Source organism: Dyella jiangningensis, assembly GCF_003264855.1.
GTDB classification, from domain to species: domain Bacteria; phylum Pseudomonadota; class Gammaproteobacteria; order Xanthomonadales; family Rhodanobacteraceae; genus Dyella; species Dyella jiangningensis_C.
Window position 1 is genome coordinate 1 of the sequence record NZ_NFZS01000006.1, and the last position, 22,660, is coordinate 22,660.

Annotated in this window: 15 protein-coding genes and 1 tRNA gene; 9 read left to right on the top strand and 7 right to left on the bottom strand. The window is 63.8% G+C overall.

Annotated features, from left to right (window positions below):
- From CA260_RS19255 to CA260_RS19270, 4 genes are all read right to left on the bottom strand, one after another.
- On the bottom strand, positions 1-91 hold a 91-nt coding region (locus tag CA260_RS19255; RefSeq protein ID WP_146745389.1), incomplete at its 3' end, for a transposase.
- Positions 69-917 carry a restriction endonuclease subunit S gene (locus tag CA260_RS19260; RefSeq protein ID WP_111984699.1) on the bottom strand — a complete coding sequence of 283 codons (849 nt, stop codon included), beginning with the start codon at positions 915-917 and terminating at the stop codon, positions 69-71. The genes CA260_RS19260 and CA260_RS19255, both read right to left, overlap by 23 nt.
- 1 nt (position 918) lies before the next feature.
- The gene (locus tag CA260_RS19265) at positions 919-3,501 is read right to left on the bottom strand and encodes a type I restriction-modification system subunit M (RefSeq protein WP_111984700.1); all 2,583 of its coding nucleotides are present in this window, start codon (positions 3,499-3,501) and stop codon (positions 919-921) included.
- A gap of 319 nt (positions 3,502-3,820) precedes the next feature.
- Positions 3,821-3,896, bottom strand: a tRNA-Ile gene (locus CA260_RS19270).
- 168 nt (positions 3,897-4,064) lie between these two features.
- Here CA260_RS19270 and CA260_RS19275 point away from each other — a divergent pair.
- The gene (locus CA260_RS19275) at positions 4,065-4,421 is read left to right on the top strand and encodes a DUF1428 domain-containing protein (RefSeq protein WP_111984701.1); all 357 of its coding nucleotides are present in this window, start codon (positions 4,065-4,067) and stop codon (positions 4,419-4,421) included.
- Between the two features lie 198 nt (positions 4,422-4,619).
- On the opposite strand, the gene CA260_RS19280 is transcribed toward CA260_RS19275, so the two are convergent.
- Entirely contained in the window at positions 4,620-4,838 is a 219-nt protein-coding gene (locus CA260_RS19280) for a hypothetical protein (RefSeq protein ID WP_111984702.1), read from the bottom strand.
- 647 nt (positions 4,839-5,485) lie between these two features.
- Between CA260_RS19280 and CA260_RS19285 the strand changes: the two genes are divergently transcribed.
- The 3 genes from CA260_RS19285 (at position 5,486) to CA260_RS19295 (ending at position 8,708) form a co-directional block, all read left to right on the top strand.
- Entirely contained in the window at positions 5,486-6,928 is a 1,443-nt protein-coding gene (locus tag CA260_RS19285) for a DUF1214 domain-containing protein (RefSeq protein WP_202864116.1), read from the top strand.
- Between the two features lie 175 nt (positions 6,929-7,103).
- A complete protein-coding gene (locus tag CA260_RS19290; protein ID WP_111984703.1) occupies positions 7,104-8,132 on the top strand; it encodes a DUF1254 domain-containing protein in 1,029 nt (342 codons plus the stop codon).
- Positions 8,133-8,336: 204 nt separating this feature from the next.
- Positions 8,337-8,708 carry a nuclear transport factor 2 family protein gene (locus tag CA260_RS19295; RefSeq protein WP_038622114.1) on the top strand — a complete coding sequence of 124 codons (372 nt, stop codon included), beginning with the start codon at positions 8,337-8,339 and terminating at the stop codon, positions 8,706-8,708.
- A gap of 111 nt (positions 8,709-8,819) precedes the next feature.
- Here CA260_RS19295 and CA260_RS19300 read toward each other — a convergent pair whose 3' ends face one another.
- Complete coding sequence (locus CA260_RS19300; protein ID WP_111984704.1) at positions 8,820-13,463, bottom strand: DEAD/DEAH box helicase; 4,644 nt, start codon at positions 13,461-13,463, stop codon at positions 8,820-8,822.
- A gap of 204 nt (positions 13,464-13,667) precedes the next feature.
- On the opposite strand from CA260_RS19300, the gene CA260_RS19305 reads away from it, so the two are divergent.
- A complete protein-coding gene (locus CA260_RS19305) occupies positions 13,668-15,929 on the top strand; it encodes a TonB-dependent receptor (protein WP_111984705.1) in 2,262 nt (753 codons plus the stop codon).
- Between the two features lie 161 nt (positions 15,930-16,090).
- Positions 16,091-16,894: an alpha/beta hydrolase gene (locus CA260_RS19310; protein ID WP_425479758.1), complete on the top strand. Its 804-nt coding sequence runs from the start codon at positions 16,091-16,093 to the stop codon at positions 16,892-16,894.
- A gap of 758 nt (positions 16,895-17,652) precedes the next feature.
- Here the strand turns inward: CA260_RS19310 and CA260_RS19315 are convergent.
- On the bottom strand, positions 17,653-18,555 hold the full coding sequence (locus CA260_RS19315; protein WP_111984706.1) for a cation diffusion facilitator family transporter: 903 nt from the start codon (positions 18,553-18,555) through the stop codon (positions 17,653-17,655).
- 213 nt (positions 18,556-18,768) lie between these two features.
- On the opposite strand from CA260_RS19315, the gene CA260_RS19320 reads away from it, so the two are divergent.
- Genes CA260_RS19320 through CA260_RS19330 form a run of 3 tightly spaced genes read left to right on the top strand, consistent with a single transcriptional unit; the run spans position 18,769 to position 22,645 of the window.
- Positions 18,769-19,482, top strand: a complete 714-nt coding sequence (locus CA260_RS19320) for a gluconate 2-dehydrogenase subunit 3 family protein (protein ID WP_111984707.1) — start codon at positions 18,769-18,771, stop codon at positions 19,480-19,482.
- Positions 19,479-21,254 carry a GMC family oxidoreductase gene (locus tag CA260_RS19325; RefSeq protein ID WP_111984708.1) on the top strand — a complete coding sequence of 592 codons (1,776 nt, stop codon included), beginning with the start codon at positions 19,479-19,481 and terminating at the stop codon, positions 21,252-21,254. The genes CA260_RS19320 and CA260_RS19325 overlap by 4 nt, the downstream gene beginning before the upstream one ends.
- Positions 21,251-22,645, top strand: coding sequence for a c-type cytochrome (locus CA260_RS19330; protein ID WP_111984709.1), 1,395 nt, complete (start codon positions 21,251-21,253; stop codon positions 22,643-22,645). Before CA260_RS19325 ends, CA260_RS19330 begins: the two co-directional genes overlap by 4 nt.
- The last annotated feature ends 15 nt before the right edge of the window (positions 22,646-22,660 follow it).

The following is a 22,660-nucleotide window of genomic DNA, read 5'->3' on the forward strand; positions in this document are numbered from 1 at the left end:
GCTCGGCCACCTCCGTAACGGGGTAGCCACGCTCGCTAACCTGCTTAACCGCTTCAGCCTTAAACTCGTCAGTGAAACGCTTGCTGGTCATAGATCCTCCGATCCTCAATAGACACTATCAGGTGTCTACGGAATCGGGGGCGTACCAACAGCTCGTCGTATGCTCTATCTCTTGGGTCTACCATATCTGTTGAAACATCAACCGTTTCTGACCAGCTTCGCTCACTCCAGCCTCCCCTAAACCCCTTAAAACGAATCTCTGGTACGGCAGCGCCGCCTTGTGGGAACATCTTTTGGAGCATCGATTTTTTCAGCGCCGCTAGCTTGTCATGCTTGCGCTGATGCAGCCCAATCAGCCGATCCAGCTCTCGGAAATATTCACCGATTTGGGTTTGCTCGCTGGCATCGCGTGGAAGCGTCACCGGCGTGCCCTTAGCTTGCTCAACTGTGTAATGGGCAATGGTGCCGATGTGGCTGATGCTTTTGAGGTATCGGCGAAAAGGGTCAGAAGAGAGAAACGTGTAGAGATAGTGGCTATTCACTGCGTCGCGAATTTTAAACCAAAGAAGATCTGCGTCCTTAAAATATAGAGGCTCATCGTTCTTGACTAAAAAGGGAATACCGATCGAGCCGCCACCAGTGACCAACAGGTCGCCTTTTTTAATGCGCCCTACCTTCGCGGAAAGCTCTTCGTAAAGCTCAATGGAAATGAAAGCCTTTGTATTGTCGTCGCCTTTAAAGTGAGAAACGACATCGCTAGATCGGAAGAACGGAACTCCCGATTTGGTCCATTCATTTTTATGGACGCGTGCGGCGGATGTAATTGGAAATAGCTCCCCAAACTCCTTTTTATCCCAATCTCCACTGAACTTTCCAAACCGGATTCTTGGCGTCCTGCTATCGGTTTGCTCTGTCATTTCAGCTCCCCGCCAGCAAGGTTTTCAATTCCGCGAGGCCTTTAAGGTCGAACTCGTTGGCATCCAATTCCCCGATCATGCCCGCTAGCTCGGTTTCGGTTTGCTGGATGTAACGGGCGTTGTCAGCGTAGGTGATTTGGTACTTTTGCACGATGGCGTCAAGCTTGCGAATCAGGCCTTCGATCTGCTCATCGGGCAGGCTGTGGAGCTCATCGTGGAAAGGGATGATCCACTTGCGTTCGAGCAGTTCGAGGACCTGCGCGTCACTCAAGCCCTCGATCGTTGCCTTGGTCTTGAGATGCAGTGCGGCGGCACTTTTTTTGATCGCCGCTTTCAGGGTTTTCTCCTCGGCGAGCCAGTCGGCAGCCTTGATGATCCTTGCCTCGTAGGAGTCGGGATCGAAGTCGCCTGATTTCTTCGCCTCGGCAAGCAGGAGCTTCGCCTCCTTGGCGACGGCGGCATTGACGAATTTGTCGCCCGCGTCGTTGACTGTGTCGTTGCCCTTGTCTTCTTCGCTCAGGCTCTCCAAGGTTTCCTCTATCGAAGCGGTGATTTCGCTGAGTCGGGCTTCCTTTTCGCGCAGCGCATCCAGCTCCTTCTTGTGAAGGGTCAACTGCACCAGCTCGAAAGGCATGATTCGACCTTTCCAGCCCTCTTGAACCTCAACGTCTTTGCCATCCTTCTTTTTGGTGACCAGATTGGGATCCACAACGCGGGAGGCATCGAAGCCTTCAGTCTGAAGGATTTCCAGATCGATGGCGATGGGTTGCCAGTGATCGTCTAGGATTTGGTAGGCGTGATAGCGGTCGATGAGCGGCAGCGGAGCGAGGCGGGCAAACAGCGCTTCGCTGATGAGCGCTTCCTGTCGGGGAATCTGCAAGGTGAGGATCTGCTCCAGCAATACGCCGCGCAGCCAGGGCGTGAAATCCACAAAGGCGGCGGTGAATGTTTTGCCGTAGTTCTTCACCTCGGGATGTTCGCGGATGACCTGGGCGAGGTCCTCCACCTGTGGCTGGGCGTAAGGCGTGCCGTTGTCGGTAAATAGGGCGGCGCGCAAGCTGGGAAACGCTTTCCAGAAATCCCCCAGCGCATCCAGCTCGCTCAGCGGGATGCCACCAAACATGGAGGCGTAGAGATCCCAGCTTTCTGCGGGCTCGGACGAATCCACATAGCGCGGGATGTTGAGGTTGTAGTCATTGGCCTGCAGCTCGGTCTTAGGCACGAGGCGGCTGAAGCGCGGCACGGTAACGCGGACGGTCACGGTATCAGCGATTTTCTTGATGTCGGACGCGCGCAGTCTGTTGTTTTTCCCCTCCTTGGTGAAACCCTTGGACGCATCCACGATGAGGACATCGCTGCTTTCGCGCTTCTGCCGGAGCACAAGGATGACGGTGGGGATGCCGGTGCCGAAGAAGATGTTGGCCGGCAGGCCGATGATCGTTTCGAGGTGGTCGTTCTCGATGAGATTTTTGCGGATTGCGCCTTCCTCACCGCCCCGGAACAGGACGCCGTGGGGCAAGACGATGGCCATGATGCCGTCTGGCTTGAGATGATAGAGATCGTGCAGGAGAAAGGCGTAATCCGCCTTGGACTTGGGCGCGAGGCCGAAGCGTGCGTAGCGAGGATCGCTGCCTTTGTATTGCGGGTCCCACTTTTGCGAGTAGGGAGGATTCGAGACGACAGCGTCGAGGTACAGCGGGTTGTAGGTATTTACCGGGTCTTGATCATCGAAATACGGCCAATCGTCTTCCAAGGTGTCGGCATTGCGGGTGACGATGTTGCTTGGAAGGATGCCGCGCATGACGAGGTTCATGCGCGTGAGGTTGTATGTGTTTTCCTTCAGCTCTTGGGCGAAGTATTTGATGTTGTCTTTATCCGCCATGTGCTTGGCGATGGACTGGCCGATATTGAGAAGTAGCGAGCCGGAGCCGCTGGTGGAGTCGTAAATCTGGATGGTTTCCCTGTCCCTCACATGGTGCGCGATGATCTCGGACATGAGCACGGAAACCTCGTGCGGCGTGTAGAACTCGCCCGCCTTTTTGCCCGCATTGGCGGCAAACATGCCAATGAGATATTCGTAGATGAAGCCAAGCACGTCGTAGCCCTGCCTGCCATCCATGGGTATGTCTTTGATGAGCTGGAGCAAGTCGCTGATGGCCTTGGTCTGCTTCGCGGCGGTATCGCCGAGCTTGCTCAAGCCGGTTTCAAGCGTCTTAAAGATGCCCTCGAAGAGCCGCTTGTGGTTTGGATGAATCAGGCGACTGAAGGCAGAGAGCGCGTCGCGCACGTGGGAAACATCGAAATCGCCCTTCTCTTCGATCCAGGTAGAAAACAGATGCGAGTAGGAGATGAAGTAGCCAATATGGCCTTTGATGTGATCAACGGTTTCCGCGTCGTCCTCTGAGAGTGCGCGGAGTTCCGCGTCACTGAAGTCCTCGTCCTTCGCGAAGCGCACCAATTTGTCGGACAGGTATTTGTAGAAGATGAACCCGAGGATGTAATCCTTATATTCGTTGGCCTCGATTTTGGAGCGCATCTGGTTGGCCGATTCCCAGATTTTGGCGGCGAGTTGTTGCTTATTCATGGTGACCGGTCATTAGTTTTTTATCACTCGGATTGGGCGAGATTCGCAGCCTCGGATGGGGTCTTAGACACGAGGGGCGGACGTTCAAACCTAGGCGGAAAAGTATCACACCCAAAACGGGCCTCAATGGACCCGCACTCCCACAGCCGGCAACTTAATGAGGCAAGAATTCCGCCGAAAGAGAAGGATTCAGAGACCTTTTTCGCCATAGGTCATAGTTCCGAACCTCACCCAAACTGCACCGCTCATAGACTCACCTAGCATTGGAATTTGAAGCCTTCCGCATGCCTGCGAAGCAAACTCAAATACTTCCCAGAAGTGGTGGGCCCACCAGGATTCGAACCTGGAACCAAGGGATTATGAGTCCCCTGCTCTAACCGTTGAGCTATAGGCCCATTGCCTGCCGGCGTTGCGCCGGCGTGGGGCGGTCATGGTAGCGGGAGCGGGGGTGGGCGTCGACCGGATGGGCGGGCCGAAGAGGCCGGTGTCGATCCCGCGCACGCTCATCCGTCGCATACATGAAGGCGGCCATGCTGGCCGCCCCTTGCCGCCAAGGAGCAGTCATGTCTTACATCGATGGTTTCGTGATCGCCGTGCCCACGGCCAACCGCGAGAAGTTCGTCGGACACGCCGGTACGCTCGACGCCGTTTTCCTGGAGTTTGGCGCCACCCGCGTGGTGGAGTGCTGGGGTGATGACGTGCCCGAGGGCAAGCTCACAGACTTCCGCCGCGCCGTGCAGGCGAAGCCGGATGAAACGGTGGTGTTCTCCTGGATCGAATGGCCCGACAAGGCCACCCGCGATGCCGGCATGGAGAAGGTGATGAAGGACCCGCGCATGGATGTCGCCAACGAGATGCCTTTCGACGGCAAGCGCATGATCTTCGGCGGCTTCGTGCCGGTGGTGAGCCTGCCGGGCTAGGCAAGCCCCTGGTCTGGCCGCCAAGGCCCGATGTCCGAGACCTCATGGTCTGGTCGCACCGGCCAGGCCATGGCTTGCCGCATCGGCTCTCTTCAGCCTGGTGGGCTCGAAGGGGTCCGCTCTGGGTCAATGGCGCATGGCAACCTGGCGGCTGCGGCGGTCATACGGGAAGCACGACGCCTGCCGATCCGGCGAAGGTCACTTCCAGGCTTCTTCGCTGCGTTGCTCGAAGTGGTCGTATGCGGTCACCAGGCCACCGAGGACTTCAGCGGTCGTTTCGAACAAGGCCTGTGCCTTCGGGTCGGTGACCTTGCCAACGTCCGAGCGGACGTGGCTGATCGACTGTTCCAGCATCGACTTGATCTTCTGCGTGTGGTGTCTCGGGTCGCTTTCGGGATAGTTGCTGGTGTTGCTCATCGTCCATCTCCTTACTGTCTGTCGAACGGAAATACACACCCTGCCCTTCAGTGGCGAAGGCGTGGCATGGGCTCGGCAAACCAGAGGAAACGAAGGGCATCGCCAGAGGCGTTGCCGAGTTCAATCACTGGCGTCGGCGCAGTAGTCGATCATCGAGAGGATGCTCAGGCGTTATAGAGAGCGGTGATCGTGCACTGCGAGGAGGCGTCGCTTCCCAACCGGCCCCGACCGTGAAACACGTCCTCCATTGAAGATGTGAGACTCGCGTGGCGCGCGTCTATGGGGCGTGACCTGGCGGTGAGCGCCACGGAAATCCATCGGCTTTTCGGTAATGGCCCGAATCACCACCCAGGTTTTTCGCAGAGCGAAGCACTGCCGTTTCGCGAACTGCCGGCGCGATCTCGCCCGGCTTGGCCGCTGTGAGCCGAAATAACCAAATCACGGGGATGATTGACACTCATCACGGGCGACTACTGCGCTCGCTCGGGCGAATGGTGATCTCCATGGATCAATGCGGAGCCGGCCACGGAACGGGGCGCCCAGGTCTCCAGTAGAACTACGTAGCCGGGTTCCGATCAACTACGGATGCCTGGCATCCGCCGCAAGGGCAAGCTGCGGTCATTTCAGACGCACAGGAGCGGCCACTGATGACCTCGCGTCTTCTCTTGGCGGCCATGGTTGCCGCGATCGCAACAGGGGCCATGCCGGTCCCGGCAAGTCCGGATACGTCGAAGAGCGCGGGGATCTCGTCCACGCCCAAGGAGTTGCAACACCGGAACATCGAGCGCCGCGCTGTCGAGGCGATCCTGTGGGGCATGCCAGCCGTCAATTTCCAGTTGATGCTCGATGCCTTCAAGGCCATGGGTGGCGGACCCAATCAGGTCGCGTACTGGTCCCGGCCGGTGAACTGGAAAGACCAGACGCTGACGCCGAATCCGGACACGATCTATTTCACGCCGTTCTATGACACGCACGACGGCCCGGTAGTGCTGGAGATCCCGGCGGCGGCGGACGGCTCCATTACCGGCAGCGCCGATGATGGCTGGCAGAACCCGCTGGAAGATGTTGGGCCGGCGGGCGTCGACAAGGGCAAGGGCGGCAAGTACCTGATCCTTCCTCCCGGCTACAAGGACAAGGTGCCCGACGGTTATATCCCGATGCCATCGCATACGTACCAGGGCTTCGCGCTGCTCCGGTCGAACCTGAAGAGTGGCAGCGACGCCGACATCGCCAGCGCCGTCGCCTACGGCAAACGCATCCGGTTCTATCCCCTGCCCCGCGATGGTGCGGCGCCGGTGGAAACGCGGTTTGTCGATGCCTACGACAAGCCTTACGAGGCGACCATTCCCTATGACTCGCGCTTCTTCGACGCGCTCGACCGCTTCGTGCAGGCCGAACCGTGGTTGCCTCGCGACAAGGCCATGATCGATCCGCTGGCCGCCATCGGCATCCGGAAGGGCGGTACCGGTGATGCCCTGGCCGCGAACAAGCCCCTCTTCGACAAGGCGGCCGCTGAAGCCAAAGCCCTCATCGCGCTGTGGACGGAAGACGTGTTCGTTCCACCGTTCTATGACGGGACCCACTGGGCCCTGCCGGCTTCTGCAAAGTTCGTGGAAGGCATGAGCACGGACTTCGCCGATCCGGACAGCTATCCGATCGACAGTCGGGCGGTTGCCTATTCCCTCGCCTATTTCTCGGCCAAGCATCTTGGCGCGGGACAGTTCTACCTGATGACCATCAAGGACAAGGAGGGCCGCCGGATGGGCCACGGAAAGAGCTATCGACTGCACGTGCCCGCGAACCCGCCGGTCAAGCTCTATTGGTCCGCGACGGCTTACGACGGGGACACGCACGCGCTCATCCGCGACACCCGCTGGTCCAGCCGGGGATCGAACACGCCAGGGCTGCAGAAGAATGCGGATGGTTCGGTGGATCTCTATTTCGGGCCGAGCGCGCCGGCGGGCAAGACAAGCAATTGGGTGCCGACCCATGGCGATGGCAACTTCGAGGTGCTGTTCCGCTTTTACGGTCCGGAGAAGTCGTTCTTCGCGAAGACCTGGAAGCTGCCGAACATCGAGGTCCAGCCGTGAGACGCGGCACGAGATGACGTCGAGCCTCTACTCCGGCGCGGAAGTTTGGCGGTACAGGCTCACAAGGGTGCCTCCGAGCTAAGGCAGCATCCCGGAACAGGTAGCACGCACTCCACGCATAGCACTGTGGATTTTCGACATCCCCAAGCCCCGTTCAACGTGCTGAGGTGAAGACATGATCCGCCCTACCGCCCTTGCTCTCGCGCTGGCCATGAGCGCAACCGCCATCGCGCAGTCGAACGATCCTGCCAAAGCAGTTCCTGTCAGTCCTGACAACTTCGCTCGCGCGGAAAGCGACATGTACTTCGCCGAGGCCATCAAGCTGGCGGGCGGCATCGGCCGGTTCGATCACCGCCGCGAGGTGATGAACGTCAACAAGCAGACGGTAGTCCGCGCCAACCGCGACACGCTGTATTCGGCGGCCGTGTTCGACCTGGACGCAGGCCCGGTCACCATCACGCTTCCGGATGCCGGCAAGCGATTCATGTCCCTTATGGCCGTCAACGAGGATGAATACGCCATCGCGGTGGACTACGGCGCCGGGAATCACACCTATACCAAGGATCAGATAGGAACGCGCTACGTGCTGATCGCCGCGCGAACCTTCGTGGATCCCGGCGACCCCGGCGATCTGGGGAAAGCCCATGCCCTGCAGGACGCCATCAAGGTGCAACAGGCGAACAAGGGAAGCTTCGAGGCTCCGCGTTGGGACCCGGTGAGCCAGAAGAAAGTGCGTGAGGCGCTCATCGCGTTGGCGGGAACGCTGCCTGATACCAAAGGCATGTTCGGCACCAGGAAGGACACGGACCCCGTTCGCCACCTGATCGGCGCGGCATCCGGCTGGGGCGGCAACCCCGACAAGGATGCCACCTACCTCACCGTGACGCCGCCGAAGAACGATGGCAAGACCGTGTATCGATTGACGGTGAGAGACGTACCCGTCGACGGCTTCTGGTCGATCAGCATGTACAACAGCAAGGGTTATTTCGAACCCAACACGTACAACGCCTATGCCATCAACAACCTCAGCGGCAAGAAGAACGCGGACGGATCCGTGACGGTGCAATTCGGCGGGTGCGACGGAAAGATTCCCAACTGCCTGCCGACCACGCCCGGCTGGAACTATTGGGTGCGCCTCTATCGCCCGCGTGCGGAGATCCTCGATGGCTCGTGGAAATTCCCCGAGCCGATACCGGCACCTTAGGCACATGGAAGCGTCACCGGCAAAGGCCGTCGATGCCATCACCTGCAAATGTCTCGAAGCGGTCGTGGTAGCTGGGCGGATTGGACGTCGCTCTGGCGGGCGCAACCGCCGTGGGGATGTGGGGATGTCGGCTTGCCGGCGCGGGTGACGTAGACTTTCCACCGACGCGCCGGGTGATGGCGCTTTGTGGATGAAGGATGCGTCATGCGCGAGCTGATCGAGCGGTACCTGGCTGCCTATAACCGCATGGACGTCGACGGCATGCTGGCGACGATGCATCGCGAAGTGGTGTTTGAGAACTACACGGCGGGCGTGATGAGCGTGCGTACCCAGGGGGCCGATGAATTGCGGCACCTGGCGCAGAGTTCGAGCTACCTGTTTTCCGCGCGGCGGCAGTTGATCCTGGCTTATGAGGAGCGGGATGGCACGGCGACGGCGCACATCCTGTTCGACGGCACGTTTGCGGTGGACCTGCCCAACGGGGTGCGGGCCGGGCAGTCGATTACGTTGAATGGGCGCAGCGAGTTTCGGGAGCGGGACGGGTTGCTGGTTTATATCGGGGATTACAGTGAGTGAGGTTTTGGGCCTGTTTTAAGGGCCGAACTTGGGGTTCGCGATAAGCGGTGACCGGGGCGCTGGGCCCCGGCCTGCGCCGGGGCGACGGGCTAAAAACTCTGGGGCGTTTCGTTAGGGGTGGAGGCTGGCGGCTTTGGGGTCGGCGGTGAGGTGGTGGGTGTCTGTTCGGCGCAGCAGGGCGTTGCGCCAGTGTTGTTGCTGCGCGCTGGTGGATTCGATGAGCCACTGCGGTTTGTTGGCGACCCAGGCGGCGACGGCCACGCCGTCTTCGTAGAGCACGCGGGTGCCGGTGACGGCGGGGAGTTTGTTGCCGGCCAGCACGGTGCCCACGAGGTTGAGCGGGTCTGAGCCGCTGACGAGTACGAGTTCGCCTTGCGGCTCTTGCTGGCGGATGGCGCGCAGGCGGCCGATGGCTTCGGGCAGGGCGAACTGTTCGCCGACCAGGCCTTCCACGAAGCGGCCGCCGCGGATTTCGCCGCGGGCTTCCAGGCGGTGGTAGACGCGCAGCAGTTCGCGCCAGCTGGGGAGCCAGGGGGCTTCGCGTTCGAGCAGCTTCCAGAAGACGACGCCGTAGCGGCGTAGGAGGGTGCGGGCGATGTGTTCGAGGGTTTCGGGGTCGGGCTTTCCGGCGCTGGCTGGGGGTTTCGCAAGACCCGCACCCTCATCCGGCCCTTCGGGCCACCTTCTCCCGGGGGAGAAGGAAGAGCTGGGGCGCACTAGCGACCAGCGACCTGCGTCTTCGACGCCGGTGAGCATGTGGCGGCGGAGGCGGCGGTGGCGGTGGGCGTCGCGTTTGGCGGCGGGCACCAGCAAGGCGCGCAGGCCGGCGAAGCTGTCGGCGGTGATGCGGCCGGCGGCGACGAGTTCGCCCAGGGCGTCTTCCAGTTCGGTACGCAGCAGGTGCGTGGCGTGCATGAGTTCGTCGAAGAACAGGGCGCCTTCGTCACGCAGGGTGTCGAGCACGGCCTGGGCGCGTGAGGACACGGGGGTGTCCTGCACTTCTCCCGCGTTGGCGGCGGTGCTGGCCCATACCGGGACGCTGCGGCGCGGCAGCAGCACGATGGGCGTGGCGCGCACGGGGCCGCCGCCACTGCCGGTGCCGGTGCGCAGACGGCTCCAGCTGATGCGGCCGGCGCGGCACAGGTCGTCCAGCCAGGTGATGGAGTAGTCGTTGATGCGCGCGGGCAGCACTTCGGTTTCCCACGCGCCGGCGGCGGCCTCGTAGCCTTCGAGCTGGGTGAGCACGGCGGGCAGCGCGTCGGGGCCGCTGAGGCGTGCGCCGGGTGCGGCGTGCTGCCATTCGAACAGGAAGCGCATGAGGTCGCGGCGGCTGACCGGCTCGATCTCGCGGCGCAGGCGACCGATGGTATAGCGGTGGATGCGCGCGAGCAGATGGCGCTCGCACCACTCGATGTCCTGCGTGCCGGGCGTGAAGTGGCCCTGCATCACGTAGCCTTCCGACTGCAGGCGCAGCAGGGTGAGGCCGATGTCGGACGCGGGTACGTGCAGCGACGCGGCGAGCTGCGGCACGGTGACAGGGCCGAGGCCGGTCAGGCGGCCGCGGACGAGTTCGAGCAGGGCGTCTTCGCGGGTCCAGGGTTGGGCGGCGTATTCGGCGGGGGCGGTGATGGGTGGATGGAGGGCGGCGTCCGGGTGGACGGATTGCCATTGGGGGAGTTTTTCGGCTGATGTCCATACGTCGGACTGAGGCAAGAGTGGCCCCTCACCCCGGCCCTCTCCTCGCTCCTCAAAGCCGCGGCCGTCCATGGCCGCTCCCCGCGTACCCCGGAGGGGAGAGGGAGCTAGGAGCGTCGCACGGTGATTCTTGGCGAGGGACTTGAGCCAGTCGTTCCAGCCTTCGTGGGTGTCGGCTTCGTGTTGGGTGATGCCGCCGAGGATGCCCAGGGCTTCGTGCATTTCGTCGGCGCTGCGCACTTGCGGCCACGCTTCTTCGCGGACGGAGGCGATGGCGTCTTCGTCGAGGCGGCCGAGGTCGTCGGCGCTGTCGGCGTCGGTCCAGCGGCGGGATTGCACGGCCTGGGTGCGGCGTTCTTCCAGCGGTGCGTCGTCGAGGTAGGCGTACGGCGCGGCGTTGAGCACTTCGCCGGCCAGCGGGCTGGGGGCGGCGAGATCGCGGGCGACGACGCGGATGGAGCCTTCTTCCAGCCCGCGCAGGATGTGCAGCAGACCGTCGACGTCCATCGCTTCGCGCAGGCAGTCGTGCAGGGTCTGGTTGACCAGCGGGTGATCGGGAATCTCGCGTTCGCCGGCAAGGTTTTCCGCGCAGGCCACCTGGTCGGGGAAGACGGTGGCGAGCAGGTCTTCGCTCTTCATGCGCTGCAGTTGCGGTGGCACCTTGCGGCCGCCCTGGAAGCGCGGCAGGGCGAGCGCGGTGGTGGCGTTCCAGCGCCAGCGCACGGGAAACAGCGGCGCATCGAGCAGCGCCTGCACCAGCACGTCTTCGGCGGAATTGGAGTGCAGGTAACGCGCCACTTCTTCCAGCGGGAAGCTGTGACTGGTGGACAACGACAGCACGATGGCGTCTTCGGTGGCGGCGGCCTGCAGTTCGAAGTTGAACTGGCGACAGAAGCGCTTGCGCAGCGCGAGACCCCAAGCGCGATTGATGCGGCTGCCCCACGGCGTATGGATGATGAGCTGGGTGCCGCCGGATTCGTCGAAGAAACGCTCGAACACGATGGTGTCCTGCGTGGGCAGCACGCCGAGCGCGGCCTTGGCGCCGGCCATATAGTCGGCCAGCTGCTGCGCGGCGGCTTCGTTGAGGCCCAGCGTGTGCATCAGCCAGTGCATGACGGCGGGCACGCCGCCTTCGTCGAGGCGCGTGGCGATCTCTTCGCGCAGGCGCGATACGCCGTGCGATAACTCGTTGGAGCGGCCCGGCGCTTCGCCCAGCCAGAACGGGATGTTCGGCGGCACGCCCTGCGCATCTTCCACGCGCAGGCGATCGCGCTCCACGCGGATGATGCGGTAGCTGGTGTTGCCCAGCTGGAACACGTCGCCGGCCAGGCTTTCCACGGCGAAGTCTTCGTTGACCGTGCCGATGATGGTGGCCTGCGGTTCGAGCACGACGAGGTAATCGGCCGTGTCGGGGATGGCGCCGCCCGACGTGATGGCAGTGAGTCGTGCATTGCGGCGCGCACGCAGTTGCTTGTGCACGGCGTCGCGATGGATGTACGCGCTGCGCGGACCATGCCGCGTGGTGAAGCCATCGGCCAGCATGCGTACGGATTCGTCGAACTGCTGGCGCGTGAGGTTGCGATAGGGATAGGCGCGACGCAGCGTGTCGTACAGCGCGTCTTCGCTCCATTCCTGGCAGGCCACTTCGGCGACGATCTGCTGCGCGAGCACGTCGAGCGGTTGCGGCGGCTGGATCAAGGTGTCGAGTTCGCCGCGACGCACGCAGTCGAGCAGCGCGGTGCATTCCACGAGATCGTCGCGCGTGGTCGGGAACAGGCGCGCTTTCGGCGTGCCGTTCACCGCGTGGCCGGAGCGGCCCGCGCGCTGCAGGAAGGCGGCGATGGAACGCGGCGAGCCCATCTGGCAGACGAGGTCCACATCGCCGATGTCGATGCCGAGCTCCAGCGATGCCGTGGCCACCAGCACCTTGAGGTCGCCGCGCTTGAGGCGCTGCTCGGCGTCGAGGCGCTGCTCCTTGGCGAGGCTGCCGTGGTGCGCAGCAACGGTCTCCTTGCCCATGCGTTCGGAGAGATGTCGCGCCACTCGCTCGGCGAGGCGACGCGTGTTGACGAACACGAGCGTGGTGCGATGCGTTTCGACGAGATGCGCCAGCTGGTTGTAGACCAGCTCCCAGCAGTCGTTGGACATCACCGATTCGAGCGGCACCGGAGGGACGACGATGGCGAGGTCGCGCTCGCGCGTGTGGCCGACGTCGATGATGTTGACGGTGTCTTTTTCGATTTCCTTCTCCCTGGGGAGAAGGTGGCCCGAAGGGTCGGATGAGGGTGCGGGGCTTGTGGCTTCGTTGATAAGAGCGGGGGTTCGCTTTGAACTAACACCATCGCGAGAGTGGCCCCTCACCCCGACCCTCTCCCCGGGGGGGAGAGGGAGTTGAGCGTGTGCGCCCACGAGAAACTTGGCGACTTCTTCAATCGGCTTCTGCGTCGCCGACAAGCCAATGCGCAGCAGCCTGCGCTGGCACAGCGACTCCAACCGCTCCAGCGACAGCGCCAGGTGCGCGCCACGCTTGCTCGACGCCAGCGCGTGGATTTCATCCACGATCACCGTGCGCGTACCCGACAGCATGCGGCGGCCCGATTCGGAGCCGAGCAGGATGTAGAGCGATTCGGGCGTGGTCACCAGGATGTGCGGGGCCTGCTTGCGCATGCTGTTGCGCTCGGCCTGCGGGGTGTCGCCGGTGCGTACGGCCGTGCGGATGTCCACGTCGGGCAGGCCCATCGCGGCGAGTTGCGCACGGATGCCTTCGAGCGGGGCTTCCAGGTTGATGCGGATGTCGTTGGACAGCGCCTTCAGCGGCGACACGTAGACGATGGAGGTGACGTCTTCTAGCGTGCCACCGTTTTCCACGCCTTCGCGCACCAGCGTATCAATGGCGGCGAGAAAGGCGGTGAGCGTCTTGCCCGAACCTGTCGGGGCGGCCACGAGCGTATGACGGCCCGCCCGAATGGACGGCCAGGCGGCTTTTTGCGGCGCCGTGGGCTCGCTGAACGCGCCCTGGAACCAGGCCGCGACGGCGGGATGAAAATCGTGCAGTGGCATGGGCTTAGGCGTGGCCGGCAGGCGGCTTCAGAGTAACCCGAGATGGGGGCGGCGGGGTCGTTTGGCAACGCGCAGGCGAAAAGTTCTACTTTCGTTAACCACCTTCTTTCGATGACAATAGCGTGACGCCGCCGTACGCCTTGGTATGTTCTTGCGGCGTACTTTGCTTGCCGTTGCCTTCCTATCATTTCCGGGGAATTTCCAATGACCGCCGCCAGCCCGACGCGCTTCGCCGTGCTTGCCCTTTCCATTGCCAGCGCCCTCGCCATGGGTGCTGCCTCCTCCGCCCACGCACAGGACGCGACGGCACAACAGAATACGGCCGCCAAGCCCAGCAAGGCTGTTGAACTGGCCACCGTGAACGTGACGGCTGAAAAGCGCGTCGAGAATCTGCAGAAGGTGCCGATCTCGATGACCGTGCTGACGCCGGCGCAGCTCGACAACTACGGCCAGTCCGGCGACACCGTGCTTCAGCTCGCCAGCCGCGCGCCGAGCGTGTACGCCGAAACCTCGTACGGCCGTGAGTTCCCGCGCTTCTACATCCGCGGCCTCGGCAACAGCGACTTCGACCTCAATGCATCGCAGCCGGTGTCGATGGTGTACGACGACATCGTGCAGGAAAACCCGATCCTCAAGGGTTTCCCGCTGTTCGACCTGCAGCAGGTGGAAGTGCTGCGTGGCCCGCAGGGCACCATGTTCGGCCGCAACTCGCCGGCCGGCGTGATCAAGTTCGATTCGGTGAAGCCGAGCCAGGACACCAGCGGCTACGCGCGCGTGTCGTACGGCACCAAGGGCACGGCGAATGCCGAGGCCGCGCTGGGCGGTTCGCTGGGCGGCCACTGGTCGGGTCGCGTGTCGGCGCTGGCGCAGCATCGCGACGGCTGGATCGACAACGGCTACACCGGCGAGAAGGATGCGCTGGGTGCCTATAACGACCGCGCCATCCGCCTGCAGGCGATGTACGACAACGATGGTTTCAACGCGCTGCTCAACGCACACGCGCGCTGGCTCGACGGCAGCGCGATGGTGAACCGCGCGAACGCAATCCCGCTGGGCAGCGACAGCCTGGTGCCGGGCTTCCAGCGCGACACGGTGTACCAGGACGGCCGCAACCGCCAGCATCTGTTCTCGTGGGGCAGCAATGCGCACCTCACCTGGAACCTGGGCGACTACACCTTCACCTCGATCACCGGCTTCGAGAAGGCCACCACGTACAGCCTGGGCGACGTGGACGGCGGCATCGCCATCCCGCTGAATCCGAGCCAGGACAAGTACGTCACGCCGTTCCCGTCCGAGACGGCCGACGCGCTGCCGCATGACAACCAGATCACGCAGGAATTCCGCCTGGCCAGCAATCCGCAGGACCAGCTGAACTGGCAGGTGGGCGCGTACTACTTCTACGAAGACATCGCGATCGTCAATTACGACTACGCCACGCTCAACAACCACGCGATGGACGGCTATGCGCAGCAGAGCCAGACCACGCGCGCCTGGGCGGGCTTCGGTTCGGTGGACTATCGCCTCACCGACAGTTTCGACGTGCGCGCCGGTGCGCGTTACTCGCACGACTCGCGCGATTTCCATGTGGACCGCCTCCTCTCGCCGATCGGCGGCGGCCCGCTGTCGCTGAGCGCCAACCCGCATGACGCGCGCTGGAGCGGCGACCTCACCGGCACCTGGACGCTCAACCCGAACGTCAACGTGTACGGCCGCATCGCCAACGGCTTCCGCGCACCCAGCGTGCAGGGCCGCGTGCTGTTCGCCGACTTCATCTCGCAGGCCAAGCCCGAGACGATCACCTCGTACGAGCTGGGCGTGAAGACCACCGGCATGGACAACCGCCTGCGTTTCAACGCGGACGTCTACAACTACATCATGCACAACGAGCAGCTCACCGCGGTGGGCGGCGACATCAACGTCACGCGCCTGATCAACGCGAAGAAGACCGAAGGCTACGGCGCCGAGTTCGATCTGGAGGCCTACCTCACGCCGAACTTCATCCTCACCGCCGGCGGCAGCTACAACCACACCGAGCTGAAGGATCCGAACCTGGCCGTGGCGGTGTGTGGCTCGGGCTGCACGGTGACCGACCCGCTCAATGCGCAGGGCAACGCGCTGGTGGACGGCAACCCGCTGCCGAACGCCCCGAAGTGGATCGGCAACCTCACGGCACGCTACGGCATCCCGTACGGCGAGAGCGGGGAGTTCTTCATCTACACCGACTGGAGCTACCGCAGCGAGGTGAACTTCTTCCTGTACCAGTCGGAAGAGTTCCGCAGCAAGCCGGTGCTCGAGGGTGGCCTGCGCGTGGGCTACAACTGGGATTTCGGCAAGCGCGAAATCGCCCTGTACGGCCGCAACATCACCAACAAGCAGTACATCACCGGTGCGATCGACTTCAACAACCGCACCGCGTTCGTCAACGACCCGCGCATCCTCGGCGTGGAGTTCCGCGCCGACTTCTAAGGTCCGGCGGACGATCGACCTCGAAGGGAGCGGCCTGGCCGCTCCCTTTTTTGGCGCTGCATGCGCCATGGCGCGCCGGCTTGATGCAGAATCCGGATCTTTCACCACGAGGCCAGCGTGTGAACCACCCGGGCGACCACCGCAACGAGCAGCTTCTCACCATGCCCGACGGGCAGCCGCTGTTCGTGCGGGATTGGCCGCATGCACGCGCGCATGATGCGGTGCTGATCGTGCATGGGCTGGGTGAGCACAGCGGCCGCTACGAGCGGCTGGCCCAGTGGTTCCACACCCGCGGCTACGCCGTGCGCAGCTACGACCAGCGCGGCCACGGCCGCACGCCCGGCACGCGCGGCGCCTTGAGCCATGCCGACGACCTGCTGGAAGACCTGGCCACCGTCTACAACGGCTACGCCGCCACCCTGCCCCGCCCGCCGCTACTGCTCGGCCACAGCATGGGCGGCCTGGTGGCTGCGCGCACCGTGCTGGATCGGCGCGTACGTCCGCCGGCGCTGGTGCTGTCGTCGCCGGCGTTGAGGACGTGGGAATCGAAGTTCATGCAGCGGTTGGCCGGGGTATTGGCCAAGGTGGCACCGAACCTGCCACTGCCGAACGGGCTGCCGTTCGACAAGCTTTCGCACGATACCCAGATCGAGCCCGCCTACCGCGGCGACCCGCTGCGCCATGGCTGGATCACGCCACGGCTGGCCGATTTCATCTTCCGCGCCGGTGACGCATGCATTGGCGACGCCACCCGCCTGGCCGTACCCACGCTGTTGCTGGTCGCCGGTTCGGACAAGCTGGTCGACCCCTCCGGCAGCCGCGATTTCTCCGCCGCCGCCTGGGCCGGCAACCACCTCACCACGCGTTATTTCGATGCGCTGTACCACGAGCTGTTCAACGAGGCGGAGCCGGCGAGAAGCCAGGTGTTGAAGCAGCTGGGGGATTGGTTGCAGAAGCGGGCGTAACGCGCGCCGTCTCTACCCTGTTGGAGCACACCCAGTGCGCGAAAAGCCTGCGGAGAGGTACGACGAATCTCCGCGATCGCGCACAGGGTGCGCTCCTACAAAAAAGCAGGATTGGGCGCGTGGGGTATCTCTGCCGTTGTGGGGGCGCACCCTGTGCGCGACAAACCTGCGAAACGGCAGCGACGAATCTTCGCGGTCGCCCACAGGGTGAGCTCCCACAAGCATTCGCTACGGCTTCGCCAAAACACTGCCCTTCACCTGTAGGAGCGCACCCAGTGCGCGAAAAGCCTACGGAGCGGCAACGGCGAACCTCTGCGATCGCGCACTGGGTGCGCTCCTACAAAGGGACCGCTCCGCCCGCGCCAAATGAATCCTCTTTTCTGTGGGAGCGCACCCTGTGCGCGACAAACCTACGAAGCGGTGACGACGAGGCGCCGCGATCGCGCACTGGGTGCGCTCCTACAAGAGAACCGCACTGCCCGCTCCACGACACCTTGTCTCTCCTTGTAGGAGCGCACCCAGTGCGCGAAGAGCCTATCCCCCAAGGGGCCTCGCGGAGCGGTGACGATGAGGCGCTGCAGTCGCGCACAGGGTGCGCTCCCACATGGTGGCGGCGTGTACACAGATCTCTCTGTAGGAGCGCACCCAGTGCGCGAAAAGCCTACAGAGCGGCCACGACGAGCCCACGATCGCGCACTGGGTGCGCTCCTACAAAGGAATGCGCAACCTACGCCACGGCGCAGAAAGAACACGGCGCGCTACAACCACTCCCGCTTGCCGGTGAACACGATGGTGAGCCACTCCACCCGGATATCACTGCCGAGGCGGTGGGCGATCTGGCTGCGGACTTCGTCGATCGATTCCATGGTGCCCAGCGGGCGCGAAGGATCGACCAGGATGTGGATGTCGATGAAGCGCATGCGGCCGATCTTGGCGACGTAGCTGCTGAAGTCGAGGTAGCCGCGCTCGTGCACCATGGCCTGCATCACCGCGCGCACGCGCTGGTCGAGCGCATCGGGGGCCAGTTGCAGTACTTCGCGCAGCGCCTGCCACAGGCTGCCCAGGGGCAGCGGCAGCAGCACGACGACGAGCAGCAGCAGGATGGCGGAGTCGATGTAGCGCGTCCAATGATCGAGCGTGCCGCCCTCGATGACCGCCGCCAACGCAAAGCCGATCAACACCGCGATGCTGATGCAGCCGCCGATCAGCCAGCCGCGCGCATCGAGTTGCACCAGCACCGAGCCCAGCTGCTTCGACTGGCGGTTCATCTGGTAGGCCATGCCCATGCTGACCACGCTCATCACCACCGCCCATGCGGCGCCGAGGCCGAAGGCGATTTCGTGGCCGCCGGTCAGCAGGTCGTGCAGGGCGGTGAAGGCGGCGTAGCTGCAGATGGCGGTGAGTACGGTGGCGTTGAACACCACCATCAGCGGTTCGAGGTGCCAGTAGCCGAACTGGAAACGCCGGCTGCCTTCGCTGGAGACCAGGCGCGACACCAGCAGCGATCCGCCGGTGAGCACGACGTCGACCAGCGAGTAGAAACCGTCGAACGCGATCGCCTGCGAACGCATCAGCAGGCCCACGGCGACACAGGCAACGCCAACGACGAAGGTGACGGCAATCGACAGGCGCAGCTGGCGTTGTTCGCGAGTGGTATCCATACGAAAGCCAGTCCCCAGGAGGTCAACGGAAACCACGGATGCACCGCCGAACACCGGCGCGATCGCCGGCGGCTTCGTGGCGAATTATATGGTGCAGTCCGCCGTCGCCGCTCCGTGAAAGTATGGCGCGGACGCGGCCTGCTCCTTCACGTTTTGCTTCCACAAAGCGCGCCAGCATGCTCGACGCCTCTGTGCCATCGCCCGGGTGTTGCCATGTCGAACAAGCCCAGTTCGCGGTCACGTCGCGACTTTTTGCGTCAGTCAATGGTGGCCGTGCCCGCGGTCACCTTGCTGGGCGGCTCGACCCTCGCGCAGCCACCGAATGCAGCGGCATCGGCAGCGGGATCGGCTTACTCGCCACGCTATTTCACCGCCGCGGAATGGGACTTCCTGCAGTCGGCGGTCGATCGGCTGATCCCGCACAACGAGGACGGACCCGGCGCGGTGGAAGCGGGCGTGCCCGAGTTCATCGACCGTCAGATGGAAGACAGTTACGGCCACGGCGGCTACTGGTACATGCAGGGACCGTTCGCCCCCGACGCTCCGCCGACGCTGGGCTACCAACTGCGCTTTACGCCACGCGACCTGTACCGCACCGCCATCGCCGACGTCGAGAGCTGGTGCCAGAAGCAGCACGGCAAGAAGTTCTCGGCGCTCTCGCCGGACGAACGCGACGGCGTGCTGCACCAGTTGGAGAAGGGCGAGATCAAGCTGGAGCAGGTGCCGTCCGCGGCGTTCTTCACCCAACTGCTGACCAATACCAAGGAAGGCTATTTCGCCGACCCTATGTATGGCGGCAACAAGCACATGGGCGGCTGGAAGATGATCGGCTTCCCCGGCGCACGCGCCGACTATGCCGACTGGATCGAACAGCCGGGCAAGACCTACCCGCTGGGACCGGTATCCATCGACGGGGAGCAGTCATGATCCGCATGAAACCGGTCGACGTGGTGATCGTCGGTTTCGGCTGGACCGGCGCGATCATGGGCATCGAGCTGGCCGAGGCGGGATTGGACGTGCTCGCGCTGGAACGCGGCGTGTTCCGCGACACCTCGCCGGACTTCACCTATCCGCACAACGCCGACGAACTGGCCTACGGCATTCGCGGCAAGCTGTTCCAGCCGCTGGCCAACGAGACCATCACCATCCGCCACGGCGTCAACGACACCGCGCAGCCTTATCGCCAGTATGGCTCGTTCCTGTTCGGGCACAACGTCGGCGGCGCCGGCCTGCACTGGAATGGCCAGCATTACCGGCCCTCGCCGGAAGACCTCGTGCTGGAAAGCCACATGCGCCAGCGCTATGGCGCGAAGTTCATGCCGGACGACATGCAGATCCAGGATTGGGGCGTGACCTACGACGAACTGGAGCCCTTCCTCGAACAGTTCGAGTACGTGTGCGGCACCTCGGGTCGCGCGGGCAACCTCAATGGCGAGATCCGCGATGGCGGCAACCCGTTCGAGGGTCCGCGCAAGCGCGAGTATCCGAATCCACCGGTGGCCGATAACTATGCCGCACGGCTGTTTTCCGATGCGGCGCGATCGCTCGGCCACAAGCCGTTTCCGCAGCCGTCGTCGAACGCGTCGCAGCCCTACACCAACCCCTACGGCGTGCGCCTGGGGCCGTGCAACCTCTGCGGTTACTGCGAGCGCTTCTGCTGCTTCATGTATTCCAAGGCGTCGCCACAGACGACCATCCTGCCGGTGCTGATGCGCAAGCCCAACTTCTCGCTGCGCACGCAGAGCCACGTGACGCGCGTGAACCTGGACAGCACGCGCAAGCGCGCCACCGGCGTCACCTACATCGACGCGCAGGGCCGCGAGGTGGAGCAGCCGGCCAACCTGGTGATCGTCGCGGCCTTCCAGATGCACAACGTGCGGCTGATGCTGCTGTCGGGCATCGGCACACCGTACGACCCGGCCACCGGCAAGGGCGTGATCGGCAAGAACTACGCGTACCAGATGATGAGCAACATCAATCTTTTCTACGACAAGGACGTGCAGATCAATCCGTTCATCGCCGCAGGCTCCGGCGGCAACGCGATCATCGACGACTTCAACTCCGACCATTTCGACCACGGGCCGCACGGTTTCGTGGGCGGCGGCTACATCCTCGGCGGCCAGACCGGTGGCCGACCGATCCAGCAGCTGTCGCTGCCGCCGGGCACGCCGGCCTGGGGCGACAAGTGGAAGCGCGCCGCCAAGGAAGCCTACCTGCACACCACCAGCGTGCAGACGCATGGCTCGGTGATGTCCTATCGCGATCGCTACCTGGATCTTGACCCGACCTACAAGGATCGCTTCGGCCAGCCGTTGTTGCGCATGACCTTCGACTGGCACGACAACGAATACAAGATGACGCGGTTCCTTACCGACCGCGCGCAGGACATCGCCAATGCGATGAAGGCCCGCCAGACCTCGCAGACCATCCGCAAGCAAGGCGACCATTACGACGTGCGCCAGTACCAGACCACGCACACCACCGGCGGCGTCATCCAGGGAGCCTCGCCGGAAACCAGCGCGCTCAACTCGTTCCAGCAAAGCTGGGACGTGCCGAACGTGTTCGTCACCGGCGCCTCGGCGTTTCCGCAGAACATCGGCTACAACCCGACCGGCCTCATCGGCGGCCTCACCTATCGATCGGTGAAGGCGATCCGCGAGACCTATCTCAAGAACCCCGGCCCCCTGGTGCAGGCATGAACGCCGCGGCCCGCCGTCGGCGTGGTGGCAGTGGCGTGCTGCGCGTCATCCTGGTGCTGATCGTGCTGGTGGTGCTGGCATGGTTTGCCACGGTGGTTTTCCAGGGTGGCGGCGGCAACGCATCGGCCGCTGCACCGGCACCCAACGACGAACTGCTGAAGCAGGGCGAGTACGTTGCACGCCTCGGCGATTGCGCGGCCTGCCATACCGCCCCTGGCGGCAAGCCGTATGCCGGCGGGCTCGCCATCGCCTCGCCGATCGGCACCATCTACAGCACCAACATCACGCCGGACGCCAAGACCGGCATCGGCAACTACAGCTATGGCCAGTTCGAGCGGGCCGTACGGCGCGGCATCAACGCCGCCGGCCATACGCTGTACCCGGCGATGCCGTATCCCTCGTACGCCAAGGTGAGCGATGGTGACATCCAGGCGCTGTATGCGTATTTCATGCATCGCGTGGCGCCGGTGGAACAGGTCAACCATCGCGAGGACATCCCCTGGCCGCTCTCGATGCGCTGGCCGCTCACCTATTGGCGCTGGCTGTTTGCGCCGAAAGTGGCGCCGGTGGAAACGGCAGCGACGGGCGATGCCGCGCTTGCACGCGGGCAGTACCTGGTGGAAGGCCTGGGCCACTGCGGCGCCTGCCACACGCCACGCGCCTTCACGCTGCAGGAAAAGGCGTTGACGCCCGACGACAGCACCTACCTCAGCGGCGGCGTGAACGACAACTGGGTGGCGCCGAGCCTGCGCGGCGAGGTGGCCAGCGGCCTGGGCAGCGTCGACCAGGAGGAGCTGGTCGCATTGCTGAAGAATGGCCGCTCCGCGCGCAGCGCGATCTTCGGCGGCATGAGCGACGTGGTCCAGCACAGCACGCAGTTCATGAGCAATGAAGATCTCGCTGCGATCGCGCACTTCCTCAAGTCGCTGCCGCCCAAGCGTGCGGAAACGGCGCTGACCTATGACCAGGCAACCCGCACCGCGCTTTACGCCGGCAACACCGACAAGCCGGGTGCGCGGTTGTACGTCGACAACTGTGCGGCCTGCCATCGCACCGACGGCCACGGCTATGGCGAGGTGTATCCGGCATTGGCGGGCAACCCCGCGGTCAATGCGACCGACCCGACCTCGCTGGCGCGACTGGTGCTGCACGGCGGCACCATGCCTTCCGGCCGCGAGGCACCCACGCAATTCACCATGCCCGCCTTCCGCGATCGCCTGAGCGACCAGCAGATCGCAGAGGTGCTGACCTACGTGCGTTCCAGCTGGGGCAACCGCGGCGGCACCGTCACCGCGTCGAAGGTTTCCGACCTGCGCAGGTTGCCCGCGCACCAGCAGAACCTGATGACGGGTTACGACCCGCGCGTAGGTGAGCAGCCGACCCAGCCCTGACGGCCGGGCGCTGCG

What these genes read in the sequence shown, in the direction of transcription:
- CA260_RS19325 (WP_111984708.1), top strand. Translation starts at nt 19,479, where the DNA reads ATGATCCGCATGAAACCGGTCGACGTGGTGATCGTCGGTTTCGGCTGG.
- CA260_RS19330 (WP_111984709.1), top strand. Translation starts at nt 21,251, where the DNA reads ATGAACGCCGCGGCCCGCCGTCGGCGTGGTGGCAGTGGCGTGCTGCGC.
- CA260_RS19315 (WP_111984706.1), bottom strand. Translation starts at nt 18,555, where the DNA reads ATGGATACCACTCGCGAACAACGCCAGCTGCGCCTGTCGATTGCCGTC.
- CA260_RS19300 (WP_111984704.1), bottom strand. Translation starts at nt 13,463, where the DNA reads ATGCCACTGCACGATTTTCATCCCGCCGTCGCGGCCTGGTTCCAGGGC.
- CA260_RS19285 (WP_202864116.1), top strand. Translation starts at nt 5,486, where the DNA reads ATGACCTCGCGTCTTCTCTTGGCGGCCATGGTTGCCGCGATCGCAACA.
- CA260_RS19310 (WP_425479758.1), top strand. Translation starts at nt 16,091, where the DNA reads ATGCCCGACGGGCAGCCGCTGTTCGTGCGGGATTGGCCGCATGCACGC.
- CA260_RS19280 (WP_111984702.1), bottom strand. Translation starts at nt 4,838, where the DNA reads ATGAGCAACACCAGCAACTATCCCGAAAGCGACCCGAGACACCACACG.
- CA260_RS19260 (WP_111984699.1), bottom strand. Translation starts at nt 917, where the DNA reads ATGACAGAGCAAACCGATAGCAGGACGCCAAGAATCCGGTTTGGAAAG.
- CA260_RS19305 (WP_111984705.1), top strand. Translation starts at nt 13,668, where the DNA reads ATGACCGCCGCCAGCCCGACGCGCTTCGCCGTGCTTGCCCTTTCCATT.
- CA260_RS19265 (WP_111984700.1), bottom strand. Translation starts at nt 3,501, where the DNA reads ATGAATAAGCAACAACTCGCCGCCAAAATCTGGGAATCGGCCAACCAG.
- CA260_RS19290 (WP_111984703.1), top strand. Translation starts at nt 7,104, where the DNA reads ATGATCCGCCCTACCGCCCTTGCTCTCGCGCTGGCCATGAGCGCAACC.
- CA260_RS19320 (WP_111984707.1), top strand. Translation starts at nt 18,769, where the DNA reads ATGTCGAACAAGCCCAGTTCGCGGTCACGTCGCGACTTTTTGCGTCAG.
- CA260_RS19295 (WP_038622114.1), top strand. Translation starts at nt 8,337, where the DNA reads ATGCGCGAGCTGATCGAGCGGTACCTGGCTGCCTATAACCGCATGGAC.
- CA260_RS19275 (WP_111984701.1), top strand. Translation starts at nt 4,065, where the DNA reads ATGTCTTACATCGATGGTTTCGTGATCGCCGTGCCCACGGCCAACCGC.